This window comes from Mesorhizobium sp. WSM4813 (genome assembly GCF_055811555.1).
On record NZ_JBVVQU010000048.1, the window covers coordinates 1 to 26148 of the forward strand.

Here is a 26148-nt window from a genome sequence, read left to right on the forward strand (position 1 = left end):
AGGCGCATGAAGCTTGTCCGCCGCAGCGCCGCGCCAACCAAACCGCTTGGCGCTGCGGCGGACAGCACAGGGGGAAAAGTGTAACCCATGTATCCGGTTCAAAGTGTTACCCATCTATCAACTGGACACTGGCCGCAACCTCGGCACCCCCTTCTGCAACGCTGGAGATTGGCGAAATCCTTTGCGAAGGCATCTTTCTCCCCGTCACTATACGGGGAGAAATGTCCGGCAGGGCAATGAGGGGCGGCGCCGACCTGATGCGATTGCTCTGCTGCAGCAGCGTTATCAATACGGGGATTACCGCCAACCATCCGCCGCGTTATCTCAACTGACCTTTTTGCCGGAGCCTCCCATGTCCGAAATCGTCACCGCCGCCATGCTCGTCATCGGCGACGAGATCCTGTCCGGCCGCACCAAGGACAAGAATATCGGCCACCTCGCCGATATCATGACGGCGATCGGTATCGACCTGAAGGAGGTGCGCATCGTTCCCGACGAGGAAGACGAGATCGTCGCGGCAGTAAATGCCCTGCGTGCCCGCTACACCTACGTCTTCACGACCGGCGGTATCGGTCCGACGCATGACGACATCACGGCGGATGCGATTGCCCAGGCCTTCGGGGTGCCTTGCGAATACGACGCCAAGGCCTATACGATGTTGGAAGCGAGCTACGCCGCGCGCGGCATCGAATATACCGAGGCGCGCAAGCGCATGGCGCGGATGCCGCGCGGTGCCGACCATATCGACAACCCGGTGTCCATCGCGCCGGGCTTCCGCATCGGCAATGTCCATGTCATGGCCGGCGTGCCGGCGATTTTCCAGGCGATGCTCGACAATGTGGTGCCGACGCTGAAGGCAGGCACCAGAATGCTGTCGGCCACGGTGCACTGTCCGTTCGGCGAAGGCCTGGTCGGCGGACCGTTGGGCGAGATCCAGAAGGCGTATCCGGCTACGATCATCGGGTCCTACCCGAAATATGGCGACGGCAAGTTCTGGACGGAGCTGGTCGTCCGTGCCCGCAGCCAGGAAGCGCTGGACGCCGCCCGCGCCGATGTCGAGGCGATGGTCGCAGGCCTCGCCAGCGCGGCCACCTGATCCAGGCCGGAACCAAGCGCGGTGCTGTAACGTTTCATGCGGGCGAGTTTCGATCGCCGTAAAATGAGGGGTTACCATGCGATTCAAGACCATCGTCGCCATACTGCAGAACGAACAGGACGCGGAGCGCGTGCTCGAATGCGCCATTCCGCTTGCCGACAGGTTCCAGAGCCATCTCATCGGCATTCATGCCGAAGCGCTTCCCGTCCCCTACACCTCGGCTACCGGCTTTCCCGACACCGAGTTCCTGCAGGTTTCGGCCGACATGAACAAGGAGCGCGCTGAAAAATTGCGGGCGGTTTTCCTCCGGCATATCGAGGATTCCGGCCTGTCCTTCGAGTGGCGCAGCCTCGAGAGCTTTTCCGGAGACAGCGCGCTGACCGGCATCCCAACCGTCCGCACCGCGGACCTGATCATAGCCGCGCAGCGCGAGTCGGGCGGCGATCCGAGCGCCGATGTCGACACGCTGGTCTACGACGCCGGCCGGCCGGTGCTGGTCGTGCCGCACTCAGGCCCGCTCATCACCAGCTTCAAGCATGTGCTGCTCGCCTGGAACGGCAGCAAGGAAGCCGCGCGCGCCGCCTTCGACGCCCTGCCCTTCATCATCGAGGCCGAGAAGACTGATATTCTCGTCATCGACCCGCCGGATACGCTCGACGAGGCCCCGGAGGCGGCCGGCGCCGAAATCGCCGCCGCCCTGTCCAGGCATGGCGCCACCGTTAGCGTCTCGGTGCTGCAATCGGGCGGCCACTCGGTCGACGAGGTGATCCAGACCAGGGTCGCCGAAACCGGCGCCGACCTGCTCGTGCTCGGCGCCTACAGCCATTCCTGGCTGCGCCAGCTGCTGTTCGGCGGGGTCACCCGCACGGTGCTGCGCACCCTGCCCGTGGCAGCTTTCCTGTCACGGTAAGTCCACAGGGATCGCTTGCCGCCGCCCTTGCCAACGCCTAGGCTTTCCAGCTAATTCCGCGCGCATTCCTTCAAGTGTCTGCGCGCGATCTCGCGCGCTGCGGAGTGCGCAGAAAAATGTCCCTTCCCGAAAAGGCCTTTCCCGTCTCCTGGGATCAGTTCCACCGCGACGCACGTGCGCTCGCCTGGCGGCTTGCCGGCGCCAACAAGGGCCAATGGAAAGCGATCGTCTGCATCACGCGCGGCGGCCTGGTTCCGGCCGCCATCATCTCGCGTGAACTCGGCATCCGGGTCATCGAGACGGTTTGCGTCGCCTCCTATCACGACTACACCAGCCAAGGGCAGCTGCAGGTGCTGAAGGAGGTCACGCCGGCACTGCTCGCCGATGACGGCGCCGGCGTGCTGATCATCGACGACCTTACCGACACCGGTAAGACCGCGGGCATCGTGCGCGCCATGATGCCCAAGGCGCATTTCGCCACCGTCTACGCCAAGCCGAAAGGCAGGCCGCTGGTCGACACCTTCGTCACCGAGGTCAGCCAGGACACCTGGATCTATTTTCCGTGGGATATGGGCTTCACCTACCAGAAGCCGATCGCCGACGACCACGCCGGCTGATTCGCGGTAATCGCTTTTTCTCCCGGAACATGCCGGCGAGCATTGCTTGCCGGCGAGCACTTCTTGAAAGAGTGCCGCTGCGCACGATATTTCCTGAATCGACACCTCTTGGCGTGGTTAACCAGTGCGTATGAGGTTTTTTACTTTTATTGGCCATGATTAGCCGTAAGATTCATGAGACGGCAGATGATTCTGGAGGCTGGGGCAAGCTTCTCCGATGTTGACGACGCCAGCAACGCACAACCATTTGGCCGAAAGGGTCCAGCGGCTCTTCGGCACAGCGCCGTGCCGCCTGCAGGTTGCAGCATTGCCCTGGCGCGATACCAAGCATGGCATCGAGATCATGCTGATCACCAGCCGCGACACCGGCCGCTGGGTGCTTCCCAAGGGCTGGCCTGAGGCCAAGGAACTGCTTTGCGAAGCAGCGGCGCGCGAGGCCGGCGAGGAAGCCGGACTGCGCGGTACGATCTCCCACCACGAAGCCGGCCGCTACTTCTATGCCAAGGTATTGGCTTCCGGCGAGGAAGTGCCTTGTGAAGTCCTGGTATTTCCGCTGCAGGTCGACAAGATCGCCGACAGGTGGAAGGAAAGGCGCTCGCGCACCCGCAAATGGGTCAGCCCCGCCGAGGCCGTGCGCATGGTCAACGAGCCTGACCTTGGCCAGATCATCGCCTATTTCTGCGCCGACCCGCACCAGTTCTCCTGAGCAAGCACAGGCGCATCGGCCAAAGCCGCGCACCTGCCGCGCATCGCCCGACGATGTTCTTTGGCGAAGAGAATCGATTTGGCCACTCCAGCTTTGGGATGCGTTGTCGCGGCTGATTGCCTGCGCGTAGACAAATCGAAATCCCCTGGGCCACCTTCTATCCCCGTTATCCACATATGTGACACACAAGATGTTGGGGTCACAAAAGCGGCACAAACGAATCCTTGACGGCGCAAAACGAGTCGCCTTTTATAGGCCATGCGCTCCTGTTGAGAGTGCGACCGGAAAGTTCTGAGCCCGGTCTTTTTCCCGGATTATGTGCGTTTTGGCCGCATTTCCGCCTGTTTACGAGGCCGGCGGAAGCGTTGGGATGGTGGGGTCTTTGGGGGCGAAAGGGAAAAATGTCGGACTGGAATAAATTGTCTGTTAATACTATATTTAGTGTTTGCAGGTAGGTTCGACCCTAGATAGTGTGAAAGTCCCTCGATTGAGGGAGTCGCAAAAAAGTTTCAGTTTTGAGGGACCCGCAGGGTTCGTCGGCGCGTTGGACGGCTACTTCGCAAGGAGTTCGACCAGCAGGGCGGGCGGAGCCTGTGAAAAGGAGCCGGCCGTTTTCGAACGCCGGCAGACGGCGGACATGCGCGTTTCGCAAAGGGGGCAGAAATCCCTTGGGAAAAGCGCTATATGTAGACACACAAAGGGATAGGGCCAATGCGCATCGAGCGTCGTTTCACCAAGCAAGGGCAGTCGGCTTATGCGGAGATCGAATTCCGCAAGGCGCTTTCGGAGATCAAGAATCCGGATGGCTCGGTGGTGTTCCGCTTGGACAATATCGATGTGCCGGCGCAGTTCAGCCAGGTTGCCGCCGACATCCTGGCGCAGAAATATTTCCGCAAGGCCGGCGTGCCGGCTCGGCTGAAGAAGGTCGAGGAGAACGACGTCCCCTCCTTCCTGTGGCGCTCCGTTGCCGACGAGGCCGAACTGGCAAAACTGCCCGAGGCCGAGCGCTACGGCTCCGAGATCGACGCCCGCCAGGTCTTCGACCGCCTCGCCGGCACCTGGACCTATTGGGGCTGGAAGGGCGGCTACTTCAAGTCGGAGGATGACGCGCGCGCCTTCCGCGACGAGCTCGCCTATATGCTGGCCACCCAGCGCGTGGCGCCGAACTCGCCGCAATGGTTCAACACCGGCCTGCACTGGGCCTACGGCATCGACGGCCCGAGCCAGGGCCATTTCTATGTCGACCCGTTCACCGGCAAGCTGACCAAGTCGAAGTCTTCCTACGAGCATCCGCAGCCGCATGCCTGCTTCATCCAGGGTGTGCAGGACGATCTCGTCAACGAAGGCGGCATCATGGACCTGTGGGTGCGTGAAGCACGCCTGTTCAAATACGGCTCCGGCACCGGCTCCAATTTCTCGTTCCTGCGCGGCGAAGGCGAAAAACTGTCCGGCGGCGGCCGCTCGTCGGGCCTGATGAGCTTCCTCAAGATCGGCGACCGCGCGGCGGGCGCCATCAAGTCGGGCGGCACGACACGCCGCGCCGCGAAGATGGTCATCGTCGACGCCGACCATCCCGATATCGAGGAATTCATCGACTGGAAGGTCAATGAAGAGCAGAAGGTCGCCTCGCTGGTCACCGGCTCCAAGATCGTCAAGAAGCACCTCGAAGCGATCATGAAGGCCTGCATCAACTGCGAAGGCCAGGACGACGATTGCTTCGACCCGGCGATCAACACCGCGCTGAAGCGCGAGATCAAGCTGGCCAAGAAGGACGGGGTTCCGGAGAACTACATCTACCGCGTCATCCAGTTCGCCAAGCAGGGTTATACCTCGATGTCGTTCAAGACCTACGACACCGACTGGGATTCGGACGCCTACCTCACCGTTTCGGGCCAGAACTCCAACAATTCGGTCTCGCTGAAGGACGATTTCCTGCGCGCCGTAGAGCAGGACGGCGACTGGCACCTCACCGCACGCAAGGACGGCAAGGTGCTGAAGACGCTGAAGGCCAGGGACCTGTGGGAAAAGATCGGCTATGCCGCCTGGGCGTCGGCCGATCCGGGCCTGCACTTCAACACGACGATGAACGACTGGCACACCTGCGCCTCGGCCGGTGCGATCCGGGCGTCCAACCCGTGCTCGGAATACATGTTCCTCGACGACACCGCCTGCAACCTGGCCTCGATCAATCTGCTCCCCTATCGCAACCCGGACGGCAGCATCGACATATCAGCCTACGAGCACACGGTGCGGCTGTGGACCATGGTGCTGGAAATTTCCGTCATGATGGCGCAGTTCCCGTCGAAGGAGATCGCCAAGCTCTCCTACGAATACCGCACGCTAGGCCTCGGCTACGCCAATATTGGCGGCCTGCTGATGACATCAGGCATTCCCTATGATTCCGACGAGGGCCGCGCCATCTGCGCAGCACTCACTGCAATCATGACCGGTACGGCCTATGCCACCTCGGCTGAAATGGCCGCCGAGCTCGGCGCCTTCCCCGATTACGACCGCAACGCGCAGAACATGCTGCGCGTCATGCGCAACCACCGCCGCGCTGCCTATGGCGACAAAGACGGCTACGAGAAGCTCGCCGTCAACCCGGTGCCGCTGGTCGCCTCCGACCTGAAGCAGCCGGAGCTTGCCGCCCATGCCAAGGCTGCCTGGGACCGGGCCATCGAGCTCGGCGAGGAGCATGGCTACCGCAATGCGCAGGCGACCGTGATCGCGCCGACCGGCACGATCGGCCTGGTCATGGATTGCGACACCACCGGGATCGAGCCCGACTTCGCGCTGGTGAAGTTCAAGAAGCTGGCCGGTGGCGGCTATTTCAAGATCATCAACCGCGCCGTCCCGGAAGCGCTGCGCACTCTTGGCTATTCGGAAAGCCAGATCGCCGAGATCGAAGCCTATGCGGTCGGCCATGGCAATTTGAACCAGGCGCCCGCCGTCAACCCCGGCTCGCTCAGGGCCAAGGGTTTTACGGACGACAAGATCGCGGCACTCAATGCGGCGCTGAAATCGGCCTTCGACATCAAGTTCGTCTTCAACCAGTGGACGCTGGGTGCGGACTGGGTGAAGGAGACGTTTGGCTTCACCGACGAGCAGCTCAACGATTTCTCGTTCGAGATGCTGCCGGCGCTCGGCTTCTCGAAGAAGGACATCGAGGCCGCCAACATCCATGTCTGCGGGGCGATGACGCTGGAAGGCGCGCCGTTCCTGAAGGCCGAACATTTGCCCGTGTTCGACTGCGCCAGCCCGTGCGGCAAGATCGGCAAGCGTTCGCTGTCGATCAACAGCCACATCCAGATGATGGCGGCGGCCCAGCCCTTCATCTCCGGCGCCATTTCCAAGACCATCAACATGCCGAACGACGCGACGGTGGAAGACGCCAAGGGCGCCTACATGCTGTCGTGGAAGCTGGCGCTGAAGGCCAACGCGCTCTATCGCGACGGCTCGAAGCTCTCGCAGCCGCTCAACGCCTCGCTGCTTGCCGACGTCGAAGACGACGAGGACGATGCCGTCGAACAGCTGATCGCGGCGCCGGCGGCACAGCGCGCCGTGCAGGTGACCGAGAAGATCGTCGAGCGCGTCGTCGAACGTCTCTACCGCGACCGCGAAAAGCTGCCGAACCGCCGCAAGGGTTATACTCAGAAGGCAGTCGTCGGCGGCCACAAGGTCTATCTGCGCACCGGCGAATTCGACGACGGTCGTCTTGGCGAAATCTTCATCGACATGCACAAGGAAGGCGCAGCTTTCCGGGCAATGATGAACAACTTCGCCATCGCCATCTCGCTCGGCCTGCAATATGGCGTGCCGCTCGAGGAATTTGTCGAGGCCTTCACCTTTACCAAGTTCGAGCCGGCCGGCATGGTGCAGGGCAACGACGCGATCAAGAACGCGACGTCGATCCTCGACTATGTGTTCCGCGAGCTCGCCGTGTCCTATCTTGCGCGCCACGACCTCGCCCATGTCGACCAGTCGGATTTCGACAAGACAGCGCTCGGACGCGGCATCAACGAAGGCAAGGCGACGCCGTTCTCGAAGGGGCTGACACGCGGCGCCTCGCCGGTCAAGCTGGTGTCGGGTATGGGTGCCGAACCCAAGGGGTTCGGGGGTTCAAGTCCCTCTCCCGCCCCCACTCGTTCGGCGCCGACGGCATTCTCAGGCTCCAACGTGCTGGCGCTGAAGCCGGCCAGCGACGAAGCCATCGCCTACAAGCGTGATTATGAGGAGCGGGCGAAGGAACTGGTCGAGGACATCGTCTACGAAGAAGCAACCGACCCGACCGGCCTGTTCACCGACGATGCCGCGAAAGAAGCGGCCGAGGCGAAGGCGCTTGCCGCTACAAGGCGTCAGCAATCCTTGATGCAGGGCTACACCGGCAACGAATGCTCGGAATGTCACAATTTCACGATGGTGCGGAACGGGACGTGTGAGAAGTGCGATACCTGTGGGGCTACGAGCGGGTGCAGCTGAGATAGATGCCGCCGCGGCTTACGGTCCGCGAAGTCATTCGCCTGCTGGAAACCGACGGCTGGTATCTGGTTGCAACCAAAGGCAGTCATCGCCAATATAAGCATGAAATCAAAGCCGGCCGCGTCACCGTGGCCGGCAAGCCGTCTGAAGAGGTTGCACCGGGAACACTGAACAGCATCCTCAAGCAGTCCGGTTTAAAGGAGTGATGACATGCGTTACGCGGTCGTGATCGAAAAGGCCGGCAACAATTTTTCCGCTTACGTGCCGGATCTACCCGGCTGCATCGCGACCGGCGCGACGGTGTCTGAAGTGGAAACGGAAATTCGCGACGCAATACGTTTTCACATCGAAGGTTTGCGTGCCGATGGGCTGGATGTGCCCAAAGGTGTCAGCCTAGCGGAATATGTAGAGGCATAAAAGCCGCGCTCTCCCTTCTCCCTTGCAAGGGAGAAGGGAAGAACTGCCCCAGCCTCAGTTCACGGCGCTGGTGTTGCCCAAGCGTAAAAACAGCGTTTCGCCGGAAGAATCATCCACGCCGTCATTGTCGGTGGCGACGAAGATGTCGCCGTTCTTGTCGATGGTGAAACCTTCGACCTTGTCGATGACATAGCCGTTGGTGGCTGATTTCAGGTCGCCGATGATGTCGCGCACCAGCGACTTTTCGACCACCGGCAGTTCGCCACCGAGCTTGGCAGGTTTGAAGGCATCGAGCGCCACCGAATAGACACGCTTCACCTTGGCCAGGTCGCCGATCTGGTTGTCGCGTTCGAGGATGTAAAGCTTGCCTTCATGCGCGGTGATCTCCGATAGGCCCATCCAGCCAGCTTCGGTCGCTTCGAGCGGATAGCGCACCGCCGACCATTCCTTGGCCTTCGGCTTGTAGGCCAGAAGCTTGACCTTGCCCTTGGGGTCGTCGGCCCATTCGCGCTGCACCGCCATCACCAGCGTCAGGTCGTCGCCTTCGCCGATCGCGGTAATGCCTTCGAGACCGAAGCGGGTCTGGTGGGCGAGCAGTTCCATCGGGAAGCCGATTTCCTGCCTGATCTCGCCCTTGTCGTCGACGCGCAGGATGGCGTGCGGGACGAGCTTTGCCGGATCGCCTTCATTGGCCAGCCAGAAGCCGCCTTCACCGTCGGCGGCAATACCTTCGATGTCGAGCTTCTGTGCGGGATGGCCGGCGCGCGTGACGATGGTCTTGCCGGTGATCAGCGCCGGCGTCTGGGTGGCATCGATCTCGAAGATCGACGGCGCGTTGGCGTAGAACGAGTCCGAGGCCGCGAAGAGCTTGCCGGCAGCGTCGCCGGCCGCGAGCGCCGAAAGCGCACCCCAGCCGAGCGGCGTGCCGTCTGCGGTGAGCTTTGCCGTGATCATCGGATAAGCGGCGGGACCCTCGGAGCGCTCGTAGATCATGACATGCGAGCGGGCGAGCCCGTCCTCGACCAGGTCGGCCTCGTTGGCGGTGACCAGGAGATTGCGCGACGGGATCGCGACCAGGCCTTCCGGGCCGATGCCGGACGCCAGGATCTGGACAAACTGAGGCTCCGCACCCGTGTCCTTGTAGACGCCGACAACGGAGCCACGCTCCGAAGCGACGAAAACCAGTCTGTCTTCGCCGAACGTGCCGATCTCGAGACCTTCCGGCTCGACGCCCTTCTTGTTGCGATCGTCGGGATAATGGCCGGCATTGGCGACCTGGTACTCGAAGGATAGACCGGATTCGTAGAGGACCTTACCCGTCTTGCTGAAGATCGTGAAGCCGCGCGAGCCGCCCTTGTAGTCGCCTTCGTTGGCAACGACGAGACGATGATTGTCGAGCCATTTCACGGCGTCGGGCTCGCGCGCGACGTTTTCCATTTTGCCATCGAAGGACAAGGCGCCGTTCTTCTTGGTGTCGATCTTGTCCAGCGTGGCCGAGCCTGCGGAGAAGTGGGTGACGATCGCACCGGTTTCGGCGTTGACGATGGCGATGTGGTTGTTTTCCTGCAGCGTGACCGCGATCTCGCCGGCCTGGTTGAAGGCCACGAATTCCGGCTCCGGATCTTCCGCCGCGACCTCGGCAATGCCCGCCAGGTTGACGGTCTTCATCGTCGCGCAATCAGGCTGGCCTTCGGCAAGGGCGAAGATCTTGAGGTCGCCCGCCGGCATCTGCGGAATTTCTCCGTCGTTCAGCTCCTCGTCGCGCTCGTTCTCGATGGCGATGGCCAGGAACTTTCCGTCCTTGCTGAACGCCAGCGAGTCCGGCTGGCCGCCGAGGTCGCAGGTGCTTTCGATCGCCTTGGAGGCGAGGTCGATGACGGTGAGGTCGCCCGAGGGCCTGGCTTTGCTCTGAGACGTGTTGACGCCGGCCAGAACCTTGCCGCCGATGACCACAACCGAGGTCGGCTCGCCGTCGATCTTGACGACGCCGCCGGCCTTTGGCGCCTTGGGGTCGGCGATGTCGATGAAGCCGACTGCACCGAGCGGGCTGTCGGAATAAACCAGCGTCGTGCCGTCTTCGGAGGCCGTGATGATCTCGGACGAAGTCGGCGTGGTCTTCTCGACGTCCGCAGGGAGGTTTCCGGCGACCGCGAAGCTCGCGACCCGGTTGAACATCATATCGGCATGGGCCGGCAGCGAAACGGAGGCAGCGAGCGCTGCCGTCAGGACGAAAAGCGTGGAATGGCGGGGCACGGGTGGCGTCTCCTGTTCAAATGGAAGCCACCTCATTTGGGGGAACGACATTTTAAAGCGATGACGGATCCATGACACTTCCGCGACAGGCGGTCAGGGTCCGTCAATATTCACCTCATGCTTGGCCTGCAAATGGCGGCTTTGCGCGGCCGCGATCAGCGCCGCCGCAGGCGCGACCGGCAAGTGACTCCAATTCGAAAGGAATCCCTACTCCGCCTCGGCCACCATCTGCCGCCCGCCAACCCAGTTCCGCCAGGCTCTCTCGTCGCCATGGAAGGCGTTGAGGTCGATGCGGCCCCTCACGCCGTGCGACAGGCCGGAGCCGGAATACTGCCAGAACACCCATTTGCGGCCGGGATAGACCTTTGACGGGTGCTGTGCCACCGCGCGCAGCCAGAACGGATAGTCCAAGAAAGCGCCACGCAGATTGTCGCGGTAGAAATCCGGCGCGGTGTAGATGATGGGCCGCTGGCCATAGTGGCGTTCGAGCCTGTCCATGAAGACCTGCATCTTCTCCAGCACCTTTTGCCGCGAAGGCCGCCGCTTGCATCTCGATTCGCCGTTCCACTCGACATCGATCACCGGCGGCAAGGCGCCCTCGACCCTCGGCACGTTGCGGATGAACCAGTCGGCCTGCTCGCTGGCGGTGCGGCACCAGTAGAAGAAATGGTAGGCGCCGCGCTTCAGGCCGGCGGCGTCGGCATTGCGCCAGTTCTTCATGAACAGCGGATCAAGATGATCGCCGCCGTCGGTCGCCTTGATGTAGGCGAAGTTCGCGCCCTGCGCGCGCAGCTTCCCCCAGTTCACGTTGCCCTGCCAGCGTGAAACGTCGACGCCGTGAATGGCGAGGTGTCTGGGCGAGGCCTTGCCGAAATTGATCGGCTTGGCGTCACGAAAACGATAGCGCTGGACCGGCTCGGCGAGGATTGGTGCTGCCCGTGCCAGCCGCTTCGGCGCCACCAGGGCAATCGGCTCGACGGGTGGTTCGATGCTTTCGGCCGGCTCTGAAGTGGCCATCGCCATGGTCTGCTCCGTCGCCGCTTCCTGCGCGAAGTCGGGTGCGGCATCGGCCGCGCCGACCGACGCCACCGGCGCGGGCGGCCGCACAACGGAGCTGGTCGTCTCGCTGGACGGCACTTGCAGCGCGTCGACGCCGGACGTGGATGTGCAGCCGGCAAGGCAAAGTGACGCGATCGAGAAGATGACGACGCCTGATAACCGCATCTGGACCTGTACGCAGAACACAACAGACCGAGGGCAAGACAACGCCGCCGGACAAACCAGTCCAGATTACTAACGAGAAATTGCCAACAAAGTTTGAATCAAATTGTTAGGACAGAGAGGCTGGGCAGCATACATGACGCTCGCGGCGGGACAGAGAGGGCGCGAAAGATCGCCCACACCTGTCACGCCTGCTGCCTAGCTGCACAGCCACAGCTTGTGGCAGGTCTCGGCCATCATGTGGGCAGGCGGTACAAAGCGCTCGCTGACGGGGCGATCGCTATCGGAATTGACCGGCGCATCGTCCCGGCGAACCTTTTCTTCAAGCAGCATGCGAAGCTCGGCCGGCTGCACGCGGTCACGCTCCATCACGAGCCTGACCATGGGATCGCTCAAAAGCTCATCCAGGGTGTTGATTCTGTCGTTCATCCGTCGCCTCCTCGACCGCCGACCCGCACGCAATAGATAGGCGGCAATGATGGCTCGCCAATGACGCTTTGCCGGCTATCTCGTGTCCCGGATGAAAAAAATTGGGCACGCTTTTCGCTTCAGTTCGCTTGTGCTTCAGTTCGGGGGCGGCGCGCCTTCATATTGCGGCAGTCCGTCGTCGAGCTGCACCCAGGGCTGCTTCGAGGCGGTCCATATATGCATCTGCGGCTTGAATACCGAAGGATCGTCAAGCGAACCGGAGGTGACGCCGATGATGCCGGCGGAATCGCGCCGGGAAAATATCGTCGTCCCGCAGCCCGGGCAGAAGCCGCGCTTGAGATCCGGCGAGGAATTCACCGTCGCCACCGGCCCGTCGATGGTCACGTCGTCGATGCGGAACAGCACGCGGGCGTTGAAGGCCGCGCCTAATGCCTTCTGGCAAAGCCGGCAATGGCAGACGCGCTCGTTGATCGGCGCGGCCTCGGTGCGGTAGCGCACCGCCCCGCACAGGCAGCCGCCCTGATATTTCGCCATTACCTGAACCCTCTTTCTGACGATTGGCGGCAAGGTAGCTGCCGGGATAGGAGCGTCAATTGAAAAGCTTTGATGACGTGATCTGTTGGCGTGATGCGGCAGCCGAACGTGCGATCAGGCGCGACGCGCAACGAGCGTCGCCGGCCATCTCACCCGAGACGGCCGGCAGGCAATTGTCGGTCAGTCCGTTTCGCTGAGGACCTCGTCCCAGGTCTTGACCTTGGTCTCGCCATTGAGGAAGGGCAGCGCGGCCGCTGTCAGTTCCGGCGCGAAGAACACGTCGTAATGGGTGCGGTTCGGCAGGATGGCCAGGCGGTTCTGCGACAGGTTCTCGCGCATCCAGCCGGCGTCCTTCAACCCGCCGCCGAGCATCTGATAGAATTTGATCTCGTGCTCAGGCCGGTACATGTCGCTGTCGCCGAACACCAGCATGACCGGCATCTTCAGCTTCGGCACGTCGGCGGAGTAGTCGTAGTCCTTGCGCATATAGGCGCCGATCTGGTCGAGCAGTTTTGGAAAATCCTGCGGGCGCGGCGCAACCGCGACGTAGGATTTGTACATCGGCGTGTCCTTCATCATGTCGGCCATCGCCGCGCCGACCTGCGCCTGCTGGGCACGCATCTCGGCATAGAAGCCGTCGGAGGCATAGCCGGTCGAGACCAAGACCAGCCGGCGCACCGCTTCGGGATGCTGGACGGCCATACGGAAGGCGACGCCGCCGCCTAGGGAATAACCCATGACGTCGACCTGGTCGTAGCCGAGCGCCTTGACGATCGCCGCCATGTCGTCGCCCATCGCCTCCAGACTCAACGGCCGGTCGCCGAGCGCGGTGCGGCCATGACCCTGCAGGTCGACCCCGATGACGGTGCGGTTTTCGGCAAACTTCGGCAGGATCGGCGCAAACATATCGGTGGTGCCGAGCCCGCCATGCAGGAGAAGCAGCGGCTCGCCCCGGCCATAGATGGAATAATAGTAGTTCAGGCCGTTGATCGGCAGCAGGCCTGATTTAGCCGGCTTCGGCATCGCTTTCGTTTCGGCGGTCTTGGCGGGCTTTGCCTCCTCGGCTTTGGTGGGGCCCGGCACAGCGAAGAGTGCTGCGGCCGAGGCGAAAATGGCGAAAAACATCGCTCTGGTCATGTCGGTCTCCTTCCGTCCCGCCGATATCAAAGCCGCTTGGCGACTTCTTCGAGCTGGTCGGCGCACTGGCCCCAACCTTCGTGAAAGCCCATCTTCTCGTGCTCTTCGCGGTCAGTGACCGACCAATGCGCAACCCGGGCGATGTAGCGGGTCTTGCCCTCGCCCTCATCCTCGAAAGTCAGCACGACCGTCATGAACGGCTTTTCGGACGGCTCCCACGCCTTCGTATAGGCGTCGGTGAGAACGATCTTCCTGCCCGGCACGACTTCGAGGAAGATGCCAGGGTTCGGGAATTCATTGCCGTCGGGTCCCGCCATGACGACCAGGCTGGAGCCGCCGGTGCGCACGTCCATTTCGGCGCGCGGCGTCGTCCACGGCTTTGGCGCGAACCATTGCGTCACGAGCTTAGGCTCGGTCCAGCAGCGGTAAACGTTCTCGCGCGGCGCATCGATGATGCGGGCGAGAACCAACTCGCGGTCAGAGTTGGGGGCGATGTCGAGCTTGGTGGTCATGATGTTCTCCTCACTTGCTTGCAAAATTTGGCTTGAATGCCGGTTTCCGTCTCAAGGACGAGCGGGCAACGCGCAGCCCGACACGGGTCTCGCGAAAAACTTCGCCAGGCCGACTCCTGCGGATGCCGAATGAGAGCTTAGTGGCGCTTGGCTTGCACCAGATAGGCGTCGATATCGGTCTCTCCGAGCCACTTCGCCGCTTCCAGCCGATGCAGGCCTTCGACCAGGACATGGCGCTTGCCGTCGTGGCGCACCTGGATCGGCGTCTTCATGCCGTTTTCCAGAATGTCCTCGGCAAGATGCCGAACGGTCTCGGGATGCAGCGTCTTCCTGCGTGCGGTCGGCACATAGATCTCGTCCACCTTGACCTTTTGCACTCTCAGCATGTCGGCTCCCGTGGCGGAAAAGGCCGCCCTTTGAGAGATAATCTGTTTGGCAGGCAAGGCCAAGGCCCGCTGTCAGCCATCGCTGGCCCGATCGTTTCCAATTGACGGTTGGCCGGCAGATGGTCGAAATGACGCGTTCGACCCTCCACAGGCGTTCATGACCAAGCTTCCTACCGAATTCCCAGATTTCGGCCTGACGCCCCACCAGCGCCGGCAAGCGGTGCGTGGCCATTACTGGGAATGGCCGGGGATGGATGGCGAACGCGGCGAGATCTGGTGCTACAGCGACCGTTTCTCATATCGCCAGGGCGAGACAGTGGTGCTGCATATCAGCTCGACAGCGTCCAGCTTCAGCATGTCGATCGTCCGCGACGGCGGCACCGACACGAAAATGTTCGAGAAGGCTGGGATTGCGGCGCGCTGGCAGGATACACCCGACCAATGTTCGGTTGTGGGCTGCGGCTGGGACGCGTCGTTTGAATTCCGCGTCGGCGACGACTGGCCGTCCGGAGCCTACCGCGCCACGCTGACGGCGGACGGCCGCAACGGCAAGCCGATCCGCTGCCACCATCTTTTCATCGTCAGCCCGCAGCCCGGCAAGAAACGGGGTCGTGTGCTGCAGGTTGCCGCCACGGGCACCTGGCTTGCCTATAACACTTGGGGCGGCTCCAATCATTACGAAGGCATCACCGGCCCGAACCGCGACCAGTATGCCCCAATGGTTTCGACGGAGCGGCCATGGTGCCGCGGCTTTGTTGTCCTGCCGAAAGAGGCGCCGCGCGTGCCGCTCGAGGTCGCCGTACCGCCAAAGACCGTGCCGCGCTATCCGCATATGGAATGGGCCTTCGCCACCGGCCATTCGAAGAAATACGCTTCGTCCGGCTGGGCAAGCTATGACAGCCACTTCTTTCGTTTTGCCGAGCGCGCCGGCTATGCCGTCGACCTCGCCAGCCAGCACGAACTGCATTTCTCGCCCGAAATCCTCGACGGCTATGACTGCGTCGTCTTCGTCGGCCATGACGAATACTGGACCTGGGAGATGCGCGACGCTGTCGACGCCTATGTCGAACGCGGCGGCCATGCGGCGCGCTTCGCCGGCAATTTCATGTGGCAGACCAGGCTGGAGGACGAAGGCCGCCGGCAGGTCTGCTACAAATACCGCGCCCGCGCCGAGGATCCGGCATACCGGGGCGGCGATGTGACCCGCGCCACCAATTCATGGGAAGCACCTGAAATCGGCCGGCCGGGTGCCGCGACCTTCGGGCTCAATGCGACCAAGGGCCTCTACGCCGGCTGGGGCGGTTGCGCGCCGCGCGGCGTGCGCGGCTTTCCGGTCTATCGGCCGGAGCATTGGGCGTTCGCCGGCACAGGTATTTATTACGGCGACCTGCTCGGCGCCGACAGCCATGTCTATGGCTACGAGGTCGACGGGCTCGACTTTGAGATCCGCGGCGGCCTGCCCTACCCCACGCCCGACAGCGGCGCGCCGCATGGGCTGCAAATCCTTGCGGTCGGCATGGCCAGCCAAGTCGAGGAGAGCACCGACATCGCGTTCGAGGACCGGTTTCTAGGCGATGCCGATGGCCGCTTTTCCGCCGAGACGCTGTTCGGCGAGGCGAGCGACGCCAATCTCGACAAGGTCAAGCGCGGCAACGGCATGGTCGTCAACTTTCAGCGCGGCAAGGGCGAGGTGTTCCACGCCGGAAGCTGCGAATGGGTCGCCGGCCTGCTAAGGCAGGACGCGATGGTCGAGCGCGTCACCAAGAATGTTCTCGACCGCTACCTCGGAAAGTCCTGACATGCTGAAATCCCAGACCCCTGCCCTGGATATCGAGCCGCGCCCGCCCTCGCACCTGTTCTATCTGTCCAGCTTGCGCCGGCCGCTGGTCGATCGCGCCGAAGGCATCTACATCTGGACGCAGGATGGCCGTCGCTTCATCGACGGATCGAGCGGACCGATGGTCGCCAATATCGGTCATTCCAATCGCAACGTGCTCGATGCGATGAAGCGGCAGATGGATCGCGCCACGTTCGCCTACCGGCTGCATTTCGAGAACGAGCCGGCCGAGGAATTGGCGCGGGAGTTGGCCGGAAAGCTGCCCGAAGGCATGGACCGCATCTTTTTCGTCTCGGGCGGCTCGGAAGCGACTGAATCCTGCATGAAGCTTGCCAGGCAGTGGGCAGTGGCGACAGGCCAGCCCAGGCGCTGGAAGGTGATCACGCGCTTTCCTTCCTATCATGGCGGCACGCTTGGTTCGCTGTCCATCACCGGCGACGACGCCCTGGCCGAAACCTTCACACCGATGATGCAGGTCATGCCAACGGTGCCGGCGCCGGCCGCCTGGCGCGACCGTGACAATCTCTCGATGGAGCAGCGCGGCATCCGCTACGCCGACATGCTGGAGGAGAAGATCCTTGCCGAAGGGCCGGAAAGCGTGCTCGCCTTCATCATGGAGCCGATTGGCGGCGCTGCCACCGCGGCGCTGGTGGCGCCGGACAGCTATTATCCGCGCATCCGCGAAATCTGCGACCGCTACGGCATCCTGCTCATCCATGACGAAGTGATGAGCGGTGCGGGCCGCACCGGAAAATTCCTCGGCGGCGACCATTGGAACTGCAAGCCCGACATCGTCGCGCTGTCGAAGGGACTGGGCTCGGGCTATGCGCCGCTCGGCGCGCTGGCGGCACCGATGCGGCTGGTGCAGCCGCTGCTCGCCTCGGGCGGCTTTCAGCATGGCCACACCTATGCCGGCAATCCGCTCGCCTGCGCCGCCGGGCTCGCCGTGCTTGGCGAAATGGACCGCCTCGACCTGATCGCCAATGCGGCTGACATGGGCGATATTTTGATGGCTGAATTGAAGGGGTTGGCCAAGCGGTTTCCGTTCATCGCCGACGTCCGTGGCAAGGGCCTGCTCCTAGGTGCCGAGATGGTCGCCGACCCCGATGCGCTGAGGCCGATCGCGCCTGCGAAGAAGGCCACCCAGCGCCTGCTCGACCTCGCCTATGAGCGCGGCCTGATCATCTATGGCCGAAAGGTAAAGGGCGGCGTCGACGGCGACAATTTCATGGTGGCGCCGCCGATGATCGTCACCCGAGAGCAGATCGGCGAGATCGTCGCCATCATCGCTGACTCGCTGCAGGTGCTGGCCGGCGAGCTCGACCTGCCGGTCGAAGGCTAAAATGGCGCCGCGGAAAGTCATCATCACCTGCGCCGTCACCGGGTCGGTGCATACGCCGTCGATGTCGCCGCATCTGCCGGTGACGCCGGACCAGATCGCCGCAGAGGCGATTGCCGCCGCCGAAGCCGGCGCGTCGATCCTGCATCTTCACGCCCGCGATCCCAGTGATGGGCGGCCAACCGCCGATCCCGATGTGTTCATGCAGTTCCTGCCGCGTATCAAGCAGGCGACCGATGCGGTCATCAACATCACCACCGGCGGCTCCTCGCTGATGACGCTCGACCAACGTCTGGCTGCACCGCTCAGGGCCGAGCCCGAAATGTGCTCACTCAATATGGGCTCGATGAATTTCGCGCTGTTCCCGATGCTCGACCGGCCAAGGCAATGGCAGCACGAGTGGGAGCCAAAGCTGCTGGAGGCAACCCGCGACACGATCTTCAAGAACACCTTTGCCGACATGGAGACTGTGCTCGAAAGACTTGGAAAGGGCTGCGGCACCCGCTTCGAATTCGAATGCTACGATGTCGGCCACCTCTATTCGCTGGCGCATTTTCGCGACCGCGGGCTGGTATCGGGACCTCTGTTCATCCAGTTCGTGTTCGGCATACTGGGTGGTATCGGCGCCGATCCCGATAATCTGGTCCATATGAAGCGCATCGCCGACAAACTGTTCGGCGACAGCTACCAGTTTTCGGTTCTGGCCGCCGGGCGCCACCAGATGCCGATGATCTCGATTGCGGCGGCGATGGGCGGCAACGTCCGCGTCGGGCTGGAGGACAGCCTTTACGACGGCCGCCAGCTGGCAAAGTCCAATGCCGACCAGGTGCGCCGTATCCGCAGCGTGCTCGACGGGCTGTCGCTGGACGTCGCCACGCCCACCGAGGCGCGGGAGATGCTGGCGCTCAAGGGCGGCGATAGGGTGGCGTTCTGAGACGATGATTTGAGATGCTTGCGTTCCGTCACACCCTCCTCTGGCCTGCCCTCTTTGCCACCACTTGGCATCTCCCCCGCAAGGGGGGAGATTGGCAGCTTCGCCGCTGTGCCCATCTTTGCAACGTTGGTGATTGGCGAAAGCATTCGTGTCTTCCGATCTCCCCCCTTGCGGGGGAGATGGCCGGCAGGCCAGAGGGGGGTGCCTGGGCACCGAACCTCCCGTGACTGCCGATTTACCCAAAATCATCATCCGGCCCGGCACCGTCGAAGACGTTGAAACCATCTACGCGGCACTCCTACGGCTCGGCGCTCATATCGGCGCGCCCGAGGAAATCACTTCTACGGCCGAAGACCTCCGCACCTATGGCTTTGGCGAAAAACCTGCGTTCTCGACGCTGATCGCCGAAGTCGGCGGCGAGTTCGCTGGCCTCTGCCTGCATTTCCCGATCTTCTCGACCTGGATGGGGCGCCCAGGCGTCTACGTGCAGGACCTCTATGTCGAGGACCGGTTTCGCGGCCGCAGGATAGGCGAATGCCTTCTGCGCCGTGCCGCGCGAGAGTGCCGGAAGGACGGCGGCGCCTATCTCAGACTGTCCGTCGATACCGACAATGAAACCGCCAAAGCCTTTTACGAAAGGCTGGGCATTGCCTGGTCGAGCTACGAGCAGGTGCAGAAGATCGTCGGCGAAGCGTTCTTTGCCTTCGCCGATGCGCCCGATGATGAGGAGCCAAGATGAAAGCATTCTATGCCGAAGAGCAGAAGCGCCACGATCCCAAGGCGTTCCTCTCCAGCGGTGCGCAGAAACCCAATCCGGAAAAGCCGGAACGCGTCGAACGGCTGCTCGCCGGCGCAAGGGCCGCCGGCTGCACGATCGAGCGGCCGAGAGATCACGGGCTTGGTGCGGTTGCGGCGGTGCATACCCCCGAATACCTTGATTTTCTCGAGCACATCTTTGTGCGCTGGCAGCGCATCGAAGGCGCTTCGGCGGAAGTGATCCCCAACATCCATCCGATCGCGCGGGGCGGCTCCTATCCGGCCTCGGCCGTCGGCCAGGCCGGCTATCACATGGCCGACACCGCTTGCCCAATCTCAAGGGAGACGTGGCAGAGCGCACTGTGGAGCGCCTGGAGCGCGGTTGAAGCCGCCGAGGCGGTGATGGCGGGCGTACCGGCCGCCTATGCGCTGTGCCGTCCTCCCGGCCATCACGCCTTTGCCGACGTCGCCGGCGGCTTCTGCTTCATCAACAATTCGGCGGTCGCGGCACAGACGCTACGCAGGCATGCTGCGCGGGTGGCGATCCTCGACGTCGACCTGCATCACGGCAACGGCACGCAAGGCATTTTCTACGCACGACCGGACGTGCTCACCGTCTCGCTGCATGCCGATCCAATGCGTTTTTATCCGTTTTTCTGGGGTCATGCCGACGAACGCGGCGAAGGGTCTGGTCTCGGCTACAACCTCAATCTGCCGCTGGAGCGCAAATCCAAAGATGCGGCGTTCCTCGAAGCACTCGATGTGGCTTTCCGGCGCATCCGCGCCTTTGCACCGGAAGCGCTGGTGGTGGCGCTCGGCCTCGACGCATTCGAAGGCGATCCGTTCGGCGGACTTTCTGTGACGACACCCGGTTTCTCGCGCATCGGCGAGGCTCTCGCCGGCCTCGGCCTGCCGACGGTCATCGTGCAGGAGGGCGGCTATCTCTGCGATGAGCTTGGCGACAACCTTAGCGCTTTCCTCACCGGCTTCGGCGGTGGCAGGAAGCGGTGATTTCAGCCGGATGTCGCGTCAGGCTCGCTCCTGTCGCAGCATGGCGATAACACGGTGCACGCTCTCCAGCGTCTCGTCGATCTCGGCCGCCGTATTGTAGTGCGCGATGCCGATGCGCACGACACCCTGGTCGGCTGGAATGCCGAGCTGGTGCACGACCTCCCAGGCGTAGTTGTGGCCCGACCACAGGAAGATGTTGTCCGCATTCATCTGCCTTACGATCGTCTCCGGCACGATGCCGTCGACCGTGAACGAGACTGTCGGCACGCGCTCCCCGATACGCGCCGGATCGGTGATGCCGTGGATGGTCAGGCCTGAGACAGCCGACAGCCCGTCGATCAGCCTTTGCGCCAACGGGTTTTCGTAAGCTATTGATGCTTCGAACGCCCTCGCGATCCTGGCGCGGCGCGGGCCACCCTCGCCTGCCGCCGCGCCCAGCTCCGCAAAGTAATCGATCGCGGCCGTCAGTCCGGCCATCAGTTCGATCTGCGGCGTGCCGAGTTCGAACCGCTCCGGCAGCGCATTAGACGAACAGCGGCATTTATACGGTGTCAGCGCGTCGATGACGACAAGCCTGCTCCATAGGATGCCCATGTGCGGGCCAAAGAATTTATAGGCCGAGCAGATCAGGAAATCGCCGCCGAGATCCCTGACGTCGATCAGGCCGTGCGGCGCGAATTGCACCGCGTCGACATAGACCAGCGCGCCGGCCTGCTTGGCGATGCCGGTCAGCGCCTTCACCCGGTTGATCGAGCCGGTCAGATTGCTGGCGTAGTTCAAGGCGACCAGCCGCGTCCTGTCGGTGAGCAGCGCAGCAAGAGCCGCCTCCTCGATCTGCCAGCTCTGCTGGTCGAAAGGCAGCCAGCGCACGACAAGGCCAAGGTCTTCGGCGAGCTGCAGCCACGGCGATACGTTGCCTTCGTGGTCCATGCGGGTGAGGATGATCTCGTCGCCGGGTTTCATCGTGCGGCCGACTGTGCGCGACATGTGGTAGGTCAGCGTCGTCATATTGGCGCCGATGATGATTTCCTGCGGGCTCGCAGCACCCAGGAAATCGGCCATCGCCGCATGGGCGTCATCGACGATTTGTTGCGCCGCGACCGTTGTTTCGAAGAAGCCGCCGAGATTGGCGTTTGTGGTCAGCAGGCAGCGTGACACCGCGTCGGCTACTGCCTGCGGCACCTGCGTACCGGCTGGGTTGTCGAGATAGATGCGGCGACGACCCTTGTCGGTCAGCGACAGTGCCGGAAATTTCTCGCGAACAACCTCAATCGGAAAATTCACTTTTTCTCCCTCCCTATTCTAATTATTGGGTAATCACACTTTGCAGCGCCGGAGATCGGCTCACGGACACGGGTTGCCGACACGCTGGTGGATTGAATCGACCGCCTTCTGCATGTCCTCGGTCCAGACGACGTCGGCAGAAGAGAGCGCCATTTCGAGCTGCGAAATGGTCGTCGCGCCGATGATGCTCGAGGTGACGAAAGGCCGGCTTGTGACATAGGCGTTGGCGAACAATGCCGGCTCCATGCCGAAAGAGCGCGCCAGCTCGTTGTACTCGAGCTGCGCCTCCGCAGCATTGGGCGTCTCGTAGCGCTGGCCGCGATTGAAAAGCTGCGAGCGAGAGCCCAGCGGCCGCGCGCCGTGGTCGTACTTTCCGGTCAGGTAGCCTTGTCCCAGCGGCGAATAGGCGAGCAGGGAAACCTGTTCACGCTCGCAGACCTCGGCGAGATTTACCTCGAACGTGCGATTGACGAAATTATAGGCGTTCTGCAGCGACACCAGGCGCGGACCTAGGCCCTTGTCGGATTCGGCGATGAACCGCATGACGCCCCAGGAACTCTCGTTCGACAGGCCGAAATGGCGGATTTTTCCAGCTTTCACCAGTTCGTCGAAGACGGCGAGGGTCTCGGTGATCGGCGTCTCGCCGGCCGGTGCGCCGACGGAATCGGCCCGCAGCGGCACGGCGCCGACGCGGTTCGGGTTGGCGCCCCAAGGCACGTCCCGCTCCGGCCAATGGATCTGATAGAGATCGAGATAATCGGTGTTGAGCCTGGTCAGCGACTTTTCGACGGCATCGAAGATGTCGGTGCGCACCAGCTTCGACGGGCGCCCGCCGCGGAACCATGCATTGGCGGTGCGGCCAACCACTTTCGAGGCGAGGATCACTTGATCGCGGTTGCCCTTCGCTTTCATCCAGCTGCCGATGATCTTCTCGGTCCAGCCTTGCGTCTCCGCTTTGGGCGGGATCGGGTAGAGCTCGGCAGTGTCGATGAAGTTGACGCCGCGCGAAAAGGCCAAATCCATCTGGGCATGGCCGTCCGCTTCGGTGTTCTGCTGGCCCCAAGTCATCGATCCCAAGCAAATCTGGGAAACAAGAAGATCGGTCCGACCGAGGCGGCGTTTGTGCATAGGGTTTTCTCCGGCGGGAAATTCTTTTGCGCGGCTGCGCGGGGAGGAAGCCGCAGCATACAGGAATACGCGGGCTGTCTCCAAGCCCGCCGCCAATCGCCGGCGACTTTTCCAACGGCTACGCGGCGGCCAACAAAAAGCCGAACTGCATTTTCATGCAGTCCGGAATTTCGCCAGGAATGGCGAGGAAAACCGGCCCTGTGCCAGCGTTCAGCTATACGGTCAACCCGCGCCGGAAGTTTCACCGGTCAGGTCGATTGTGATCAAAAAACCTGCGCAGCATGGCTGCCATGCAAATGCTGCACTGCACAATTGTCACGATTTGCCTATATTGCGACTCGGGGAGGACCAACTAGGGGCTTGAATCATGGGTTTCCTCACTGAAATGTTCGCCCGTCCGCGTCCGCAGGAACGTCTGCGCTATCGCGCGGCTCTGGCGCTGCTTCATTCGATGAGCAATGCCGACCGTGCGGACATCGGCGTCAAACCAGCCGACTTCCCGCGCGTCGCCCGCGAAATGGCATCACGCTAGTCGGATATCCCGACTCGACCGGGATATCTCCTCGCCATTCTTCAACGCGATCCCATGAAAATCGCCTTAGTCAGCGGCACGCCATTGTGGCGCAGGATGTCGTAGGCGGTGGTCACGTGGAAATAGAAATTGGGCATGGCGAGATGCAGCAGATACTGCATGCCAGCCATTGAGAATTCGCGCTGGCCAAGCTTCAGCTCGATCATTCTCTCATCGGAGCCATCGAATTCGGCAGCCGAGAATGTCGCCAGAAGGTCGACGGTCTTGGCGATGCGCACCTGGAGATCGGCAAAGCTCGCCTCGCTGTCCTCGTACTTCGGCACCTCGCGGCCGGCAAGCCGCGATGGCGCGCCCTTGGCGTGGTCGGTGGCGATCTGCACCTGCCTGGTCAACGCGTACATGTCCGGCGCCAGCCTCGACGTCAAAAACACCTGCGGGTCGATCTTGCGGTCGAGCGCATTCTGCTCGGCGATGTTCAGCACGTTGGATAGTGCCTTCAACCGAGCCGAAAACACCGGCACGGACGCTTCGTACATCGATATGGTCACCTGAAATCTCCTATCCGGCGGAAACGCCGAAGGGGGACCTAACGCCTCCACAGACGATTCTTCAAGCGTCACCACGTCGCCGCAATCGCTATGATAGGATTTCCCATCTGGTGGAGATTCCGATGAGAAGCGCTTTGTTTGCAGCGACCGCTTTGTTCTCCCTTATTCTGACTGGCGAGCCAGCGCTCGCAGCCGAAGCGCCCTATGTCGATGACAGATCGGACGCCGAAGCGGTCATCCGTTCGCTCTACAGCGCCATCAACCGGCAAGAATTCGCGCGCGCCTGGGATTATTTTGGCGACACCAAGCCGGCTAAGGATTTCGACACCTTCGTCAAGGGCTATGACGGCACCGAAAAGGTTGAGGTCAAAACCGGTGGCGTGTCCGAAGACGGTGCAGCCGGTAGCATCTATTACAGCGTTCCGGTCGCCATCCGGGCGACAGCCAAGGACGGCAGCGAAAATGTCTTTGCCGGTTGCTACACGTTGCGCCAGGTCAACGCCTCGATCCAGGAACCGCCATTTCGCCCGATCTTCATCGACAAGGGCGCGCTGAAGCCGTCGAAGGCCGATTTCGAGGACGCTGTGCCGGCAAGCTGCGGCGACGGACCGCAGCCGCCGAAGAAGGATGCGGCGCTGGAGCAGGCCAAGAAGGCGTTTGCGGCCACCTATGGCGAACAATGCGACAAGGAAATGCCTGGCGGCGAGTCTTTGGGAGAGCCGGACGCCTACTCGCTCCGCTACAAGGATGCTGGCGCCGCGGCCGACGAGCCCGAACGCGAGATGCGGCTGTTCCGCTTCTTCTGCTCGATGGCTGCCTACAATGAGAGTGCCGTCTACTATGTCTACGACGATGTATCCGGCGTCCGGCAGCTGCAGTTCGCCTCGCCGGAACTCGATATCCACTATGAGAACAACGATAGCGAAGGCAAAGTCGAGGCGATCAACGTCACCGGCTTCCAGACCGACGACCAGTTGGTCAATTCCGAATTTGACGACGCCACCAAGACGATCTCGTTCCTCAACAAGTGGCGCGGCGTCGGCGATGCCTCGTCAGCCGGGACGTATCTGTTTCGCAACGGCAATTTCTCGCTGGTACAGTATGATGTTGACGCCTCCTACGACGGCGAGATCAATCCGCAGACGGTAGTGGACTACAACACCCCGCCTTAAGGGGCCTTCGACAGCATCCAGTTGAGCGTGCCGCGCCAGTCCGTCATGCGGATCGGCGTGCCATGCGTGCCGGTCTCGAAGCGAACAAAGCGGGCCGGATAGGTTTTCGACTTGGCCAGGATCGAACGGAAGAAGGCTTCCTGTTTCTCGACTGGAAACACCGGGTCCTTGCTGCCTTGGCCAAAGAAGACTGGAACACGGCGCTTGAAGGCCGGGCTCGAGAAGAAACTTTCATCCCACAGCGAACCGAGCAGCAGCAACCCGTTGATGCGGCCGCCCGTATCCTTGCGGGCGGCAAGCTTCCAGCACAGTGCGCCGCCCATCGAGCCGCAGGCAACGAAGATCTTCGCGACCGGCGATTGTTCGGCATAGTGGCCGATCAGCGCGGCGATCTGGGCCGCGCCGGTGTCGCCGAAATCGGAGAAATCCGGCGACAGATAGAGGCCGCCATTGCCGGCCATCAGGTTCTTGATGCGGTTGAAATTGCCGCCGAAGGTGAAGTCGTCAACGCCCTGCTTGCGGCTGCCGCCTTGCCCGTGCAGATAGAGCAGGATGATGCCGGCGCCTTGCGTGCGGCCGACGGCGATGTGGCGGATATTGCCGGCGTCGGTCTTCAGCAGCAGATCCTGCTGCACCTTGCGCACACCGGTGTCGACATACTGCGCCTGCGCGCGGCGCTCCGGCACCTTGTCGCGGGCGTTGATGTCGCGCAGCTCACGATAATCGACGACCATGTAGGCGCCATTGTTCTCGGACGAGAGGATGGCCGGATAGGCGAACAGGTCATTTTTGAAGGGCTTTAGCGTGAGGACGTCGGCGTAAGCGGCGCAAGAAAAAAAGAAAAATATTGAAATCAGAAGGGCGCAGGCCAGAGGGGGATAGGACGGTACGAATAGCCATGCCCCAGCCA

The 26148-nt window shown here is 62.4% G+C and carries 26 protein-coding genes; 15 read left to right on the forward strand and 11 right to left on the reverse strand.

The window, feature by feature from the left end; translation table 11 throughout:
• The 8 genes from AC0L25_RS24045 to AC0L25_RS24080 form a co-directional block, all read left to right on the forward strand.
• Window positions 1-332 (forward strand): hypothetical protein (locus tag AC0L25_RS24045; protein WP_473597804.1); only part of this gene is annotated, 332 nt, incomplete at its 5' end.
• Between the two features lie 20 nt (window positions 333-352).
• Entirely contained in the window at window positions 353-1096 is a 744-nt protein-coding gene (locus tag AC0L25_RS24050; protein WP_473597805.1) for a competence/damage-inducible protein A, read from the forward strand.
• A 76-nt stretch (window positions 1097-1172) separates the two neighbouring features.
• Window positions 1173-2006 (forward strand): universal stress protein, encoded by an 834-nt coding sequence (locus AC0L25_RS24055; RefSeq protein WP_473597806.1) that lies wholly within the window; start codon window positions 1173-1175, stop codon window positions 2004-2006.
• Window positions 2007-2122: 116 nt separating this feature from the next.
• Window positions 2123-2623, forward strand: coding sequence for a xanthine phosphoribosyltransferase (gpt, locus tag AC0L25_RS24060; protein WP_008875536.1), 501 nt, complete (start codon window positions 2123-2125; stop codon window positions 2621-2623).
• A 217-nt stretch (window positions 2624-2840) separates the two neighbouring features.
• The gene (locus AC0L25_RS24065; protein ID WP_473597807.1) at window positions 2841-3329 is read left to right on the forward strand and encodes an NUDIX hydrolase; all 489 of its coding nucleotides are present in this window, start codon (window positions 2841-2843) and stop codon (window positions 3327-3329) included.
• A gap of 711 nt (window positions 3330-4040) precedes the next feature.
• On the forward strand, window positions 4041-7808 hold the full coding sequence (locus AC0L25_RS24070; protein ID WP_473597808.1) for a vitamin B12-dependent ribonucleotide reductase: 3768 nt from the start codon (window positions 4041-4043) through the stop codon (window positions 7806-7808).
• Window positions 7809-7813: 5 nt separating this feature from the next.
• The gene (locus AC0L25_RS24075) at window positions 7814-8014 is read left to right on the forward strand and encodes a type II toxin-antitoxin system HicA family toxin (RefSeq protein ID WP_128246603.1); all 201 of its coding nucleotides are present in this window, start codon (window positions 7814-7816) and stop codon (window positions 8012-8014) included.
• A 4-nt stretch (window positions 8015-8018) separates the two neighbouring features.
• Window positions 8019-8225: a type II toxin-antitoxin system HicB family antitoxin gene (locus AC0L25_RS24080; RefSeq protein ID WP_128246604.1), complete on the forward strand. Its 207-nt coding sequence runs from the start codon at window positions 8019-8021 to the stop codon at window positions 8223-8225.
• Window positions 8226-8279: 54 nt separating this feature from the next.
• On the opposite strand, the gene AC0L25_RS24085 is transcribed toward AC0L25_RS24080, so the two are convergent.
• The 7 genes from AC0L25_RS24085 to AC0L25_RS24115 all read right to left on the reverse strand — a co-directional run bounded on the left by AC0L25_RS24085 (window position 8280) and on the right by AC0L25_RS24115 (window position 14697).
• A complete protein-coding gene (locus tag AC0L25_RS24085; RefSeq protein WP_473597809.1) occupies window positions 8280-10478 on the reverse strand; it encodes an esterase-like activity of phytase family protein in 2199 nt (732 codons plus the stop codon).
• Between the two features lie 207 nt (window positions 10479-10685).
• Window positions 10686-11702 (reverse strand): glycoside hydrolase family 25 protein, encoded by a 1017-nt coding sequence (locus AC0L25_RS24090; RefSeq protein ID WP_473597810.1) that lies wholly within the window; start codon window positions 11700-11702, stop codon window positions 10686-10688.
• A gap of 195 nt (window positions 11703-11897) precedes the next feature.
• Complete coding sequence (locus AC0L25_RS24095; RefSeq protein ID WP_473597811.1) at window positions 11898-12128, reverse strand: hypothetical protein; 231 nt, start codon at window positions 12126-12128, stop codon at window positions 11898-11900.
• Between the two features lie 135 nt (window positions 12129-12263).
• Window positions 12264-12662: a GFA family protein gene (locus tag AC0L25_RS24100; protein ID WP_473597812.1), complete on the reverse strand. Its 399-nt coding sequence runs from the start codon at window positions 12660-12662 to the stop codon at window positions 12264-12266.
• 180 nt (window positions 12663-12842) lie between these two features.
• Window positions 12843-13799 (reverse strand): alpha/beta fold hydrolase, encoded by a 957-nt coding sequence (locus tag AC0L25_RS24105; RefSeq protein WP_473597813.1) that lies wholly within the window; start codon window positions 13797-13799, stop codon window positions 12843-12845.
• A gap of 26 nt (window positions 13800-13825) precedes the next feature.
• Window positions 13826-14311 carry an SRPBCC family protein gene (locus tag AC0L25_RS24110; protein ID WP_352962584.1) on the reverse strand — a complete coding sequence of 162 codons (486 nt, stop codon included), beginning with the start codon at window positions 14309-14311 and terminating at the stop codon, window positions 13826-13828.
• A 137-nt stretch (window positions 14312-14448) separates the two neighbouring features.
• Window positions 14449-14697: a ParB N-terminal domain-containing protein gene (locus AC0L25_RS24115; protein WP_473597814.1), complete on the reverse strand. Its 249-nt coding sequence runs from the start codon at window positions 14695-14697 to the stop codon at window positions 14449-14451.
• 157 nt (window positions 14698-14854) lie between these two features.
• Here AC0L25_RS24115 and AC0L25_RS24120 point away from each other — a divergent pair, with 157 nt between their 5' ends.
• The 5 genes from AC0L25_RS24120 (at window position 14855) to AC0L25_RS24140 (ending at window position 20574) form a co-directional block, all read left to right on the forward strand.
• A complete protein-coding gene (locus AC0L25_RS24120; RefSeq protein ID WP_473597815.1) occupies window positions 14855-16495 on the forward strand; it encodes a N,N-dimethylformamidase beta subunit family domain-containing protein in 1641 nt (546 codons plus the stop codon).
• A 1-nt stretch (window position 16496) separates the two neighbouring features.
• On the forward strand, window positions 16497-17876 hold the full coding sequence (locus AC0L25_RS24125; protein WP_473597816.1) for an aminotransferase family protein: 1380 nt from the start codon (window positions 16497-16499) through the stop codon (window positions 17874-17876).
• A 1-nt stretch (window position 17877) separates the two neighbouring features.
• On the forward strand, window positions 17878-18807 hold the full coding sequence (kce, locus tag AC0L25_RS24130; protein WP_473597817.1) for a 3,5-dioxohexanoate:acetyl-CoA acetone transferase: 930 nt from the start codon (window positions 17878-17880) through the stop codon (window positions 18805-18807).
• A gap of 223 nt (window positions 18808-19030) precedes the next feature.
• Window positions 19031-19546: a GNAT family N-acetyltransferase gene (locus tag AC0L25_RS24135; protein ID WP_473597818.1), complete on the forward strand. Its 516-nt coding sequence runs from the start codon at window positions 19031-19033 to the stop codon at window positions 19544-19546.
• Window positions 19543-20574: a histone deacetylase family protein gene (locus tag AC0L25_RS24140; protein WP_473597819.1), complete on the forward strand. Its 1032-nt coding sequence runs from the start codon at window positions 19543-19545 to the stop codon at window positions 20572-20574. The genes AC0L25_RS24135 and AC0L25_RS24140 overlap by 4 nt, the downstream gene beginning before the upstream one ends.
• A gap of 18 nt (window positions 20575-20592) precedes the next feature.
• Here AC0L25_RS24140 and AC0L25_RS24145 read toward each other — a convergent pair whose 3' ends face one another.
• Together AC0L25_RS24145 and AC0L25_RS24150 are read right to left on the reverse strand one after the other, a co-directional pair.
• Window positions 20593-21858, reverse strand: coding sequence for a cysteine desulfurase-like protein (locus AC0L25_RS24145; RefSeq protein WP_473597820.1), 1266 nt, complete (start codon window positions 21856-21858; stop codon window positions 20593-20595).
• A 60-nt stretch (window positions 21859-21918) separates the two neighbouring features.
• On the reverse strand, window positions 21919-22986 hold the full coding sequence (locus AC0L25_RS24150) for an aldo/keto reductase (protein ID WP_473597821.1): 1068 nt from the start codon (window positions 22984-22986) through the stop codon (window positions 21919-21921).
• A 367-nt stretch (window positions 22987-23353) separates the two neighbouring features.
• On the opposite strand from AC0L25_RS24150, the gene AC0L25_RS24155 reads away from it, so the two are divergent.
• Window positions 23354-23518: a hypothetical protein gene (locus AC0L25_RS24155; RefSeq protein ID WP_473597822.1), complete on the forward strand. Its 165-nt coding sequence runs from the start codon at window positions 23354-23356 to the stop codon at window positions 23516-23518.
• Between the two features lie 41 nt (window positions 23519-23559).
• Here the strand turns inward: AC0L25_RS24155 and AC0L25_RS24160 are convergent, their stop codons facing one another.
• Window positions 23560-24066 carry a DUF1993 domain-containing protein gene (locus AC0L25_RS24160; RefSeq protein WP_473597823.1) on the reverse strand — a complete coding sequence of 169 codons (507 nt, stop codon included), beginning with the start codon at window positions 24064-24066 and terminating at the stop codon, window positions 23560-23562.
• 122 nt (window positions 24067-24188) lie between these two features.
• On the opposite strand from AC0L25_RS24160, the gene AC0L25_RS24165 reads away from it, so the two are divergent.
• Complete coding sequence (locus AC0L25_RS24165; protein WP_473597824.1) at window positions 24189-25238, forward strand: DUF1176 domain-containing protein; 1050 nt, start codon at window positions 24189-24191, stop codon at window positions 25236-25238.
• On the opposite strand, the gene AC0L25_RS24170 is transcribed toward AC0L25_RS24165, so the two are convergent.
• A complete protein-coding gene (locus AC0L25_RS24170) occupies window positions 25235-26086 on the reverse strand; it encodes an alpha/beta hydrolase (RefSeq protein WP_473597847.1) in 852 nt (283 codons plus the stop codon). The genes AC0L25_RS24165 and AC0L25_RS24170 overlap by 4 nt on opposite strands.
• Window positions 26087-26148 lie beyond the last annotated feature (62 nt).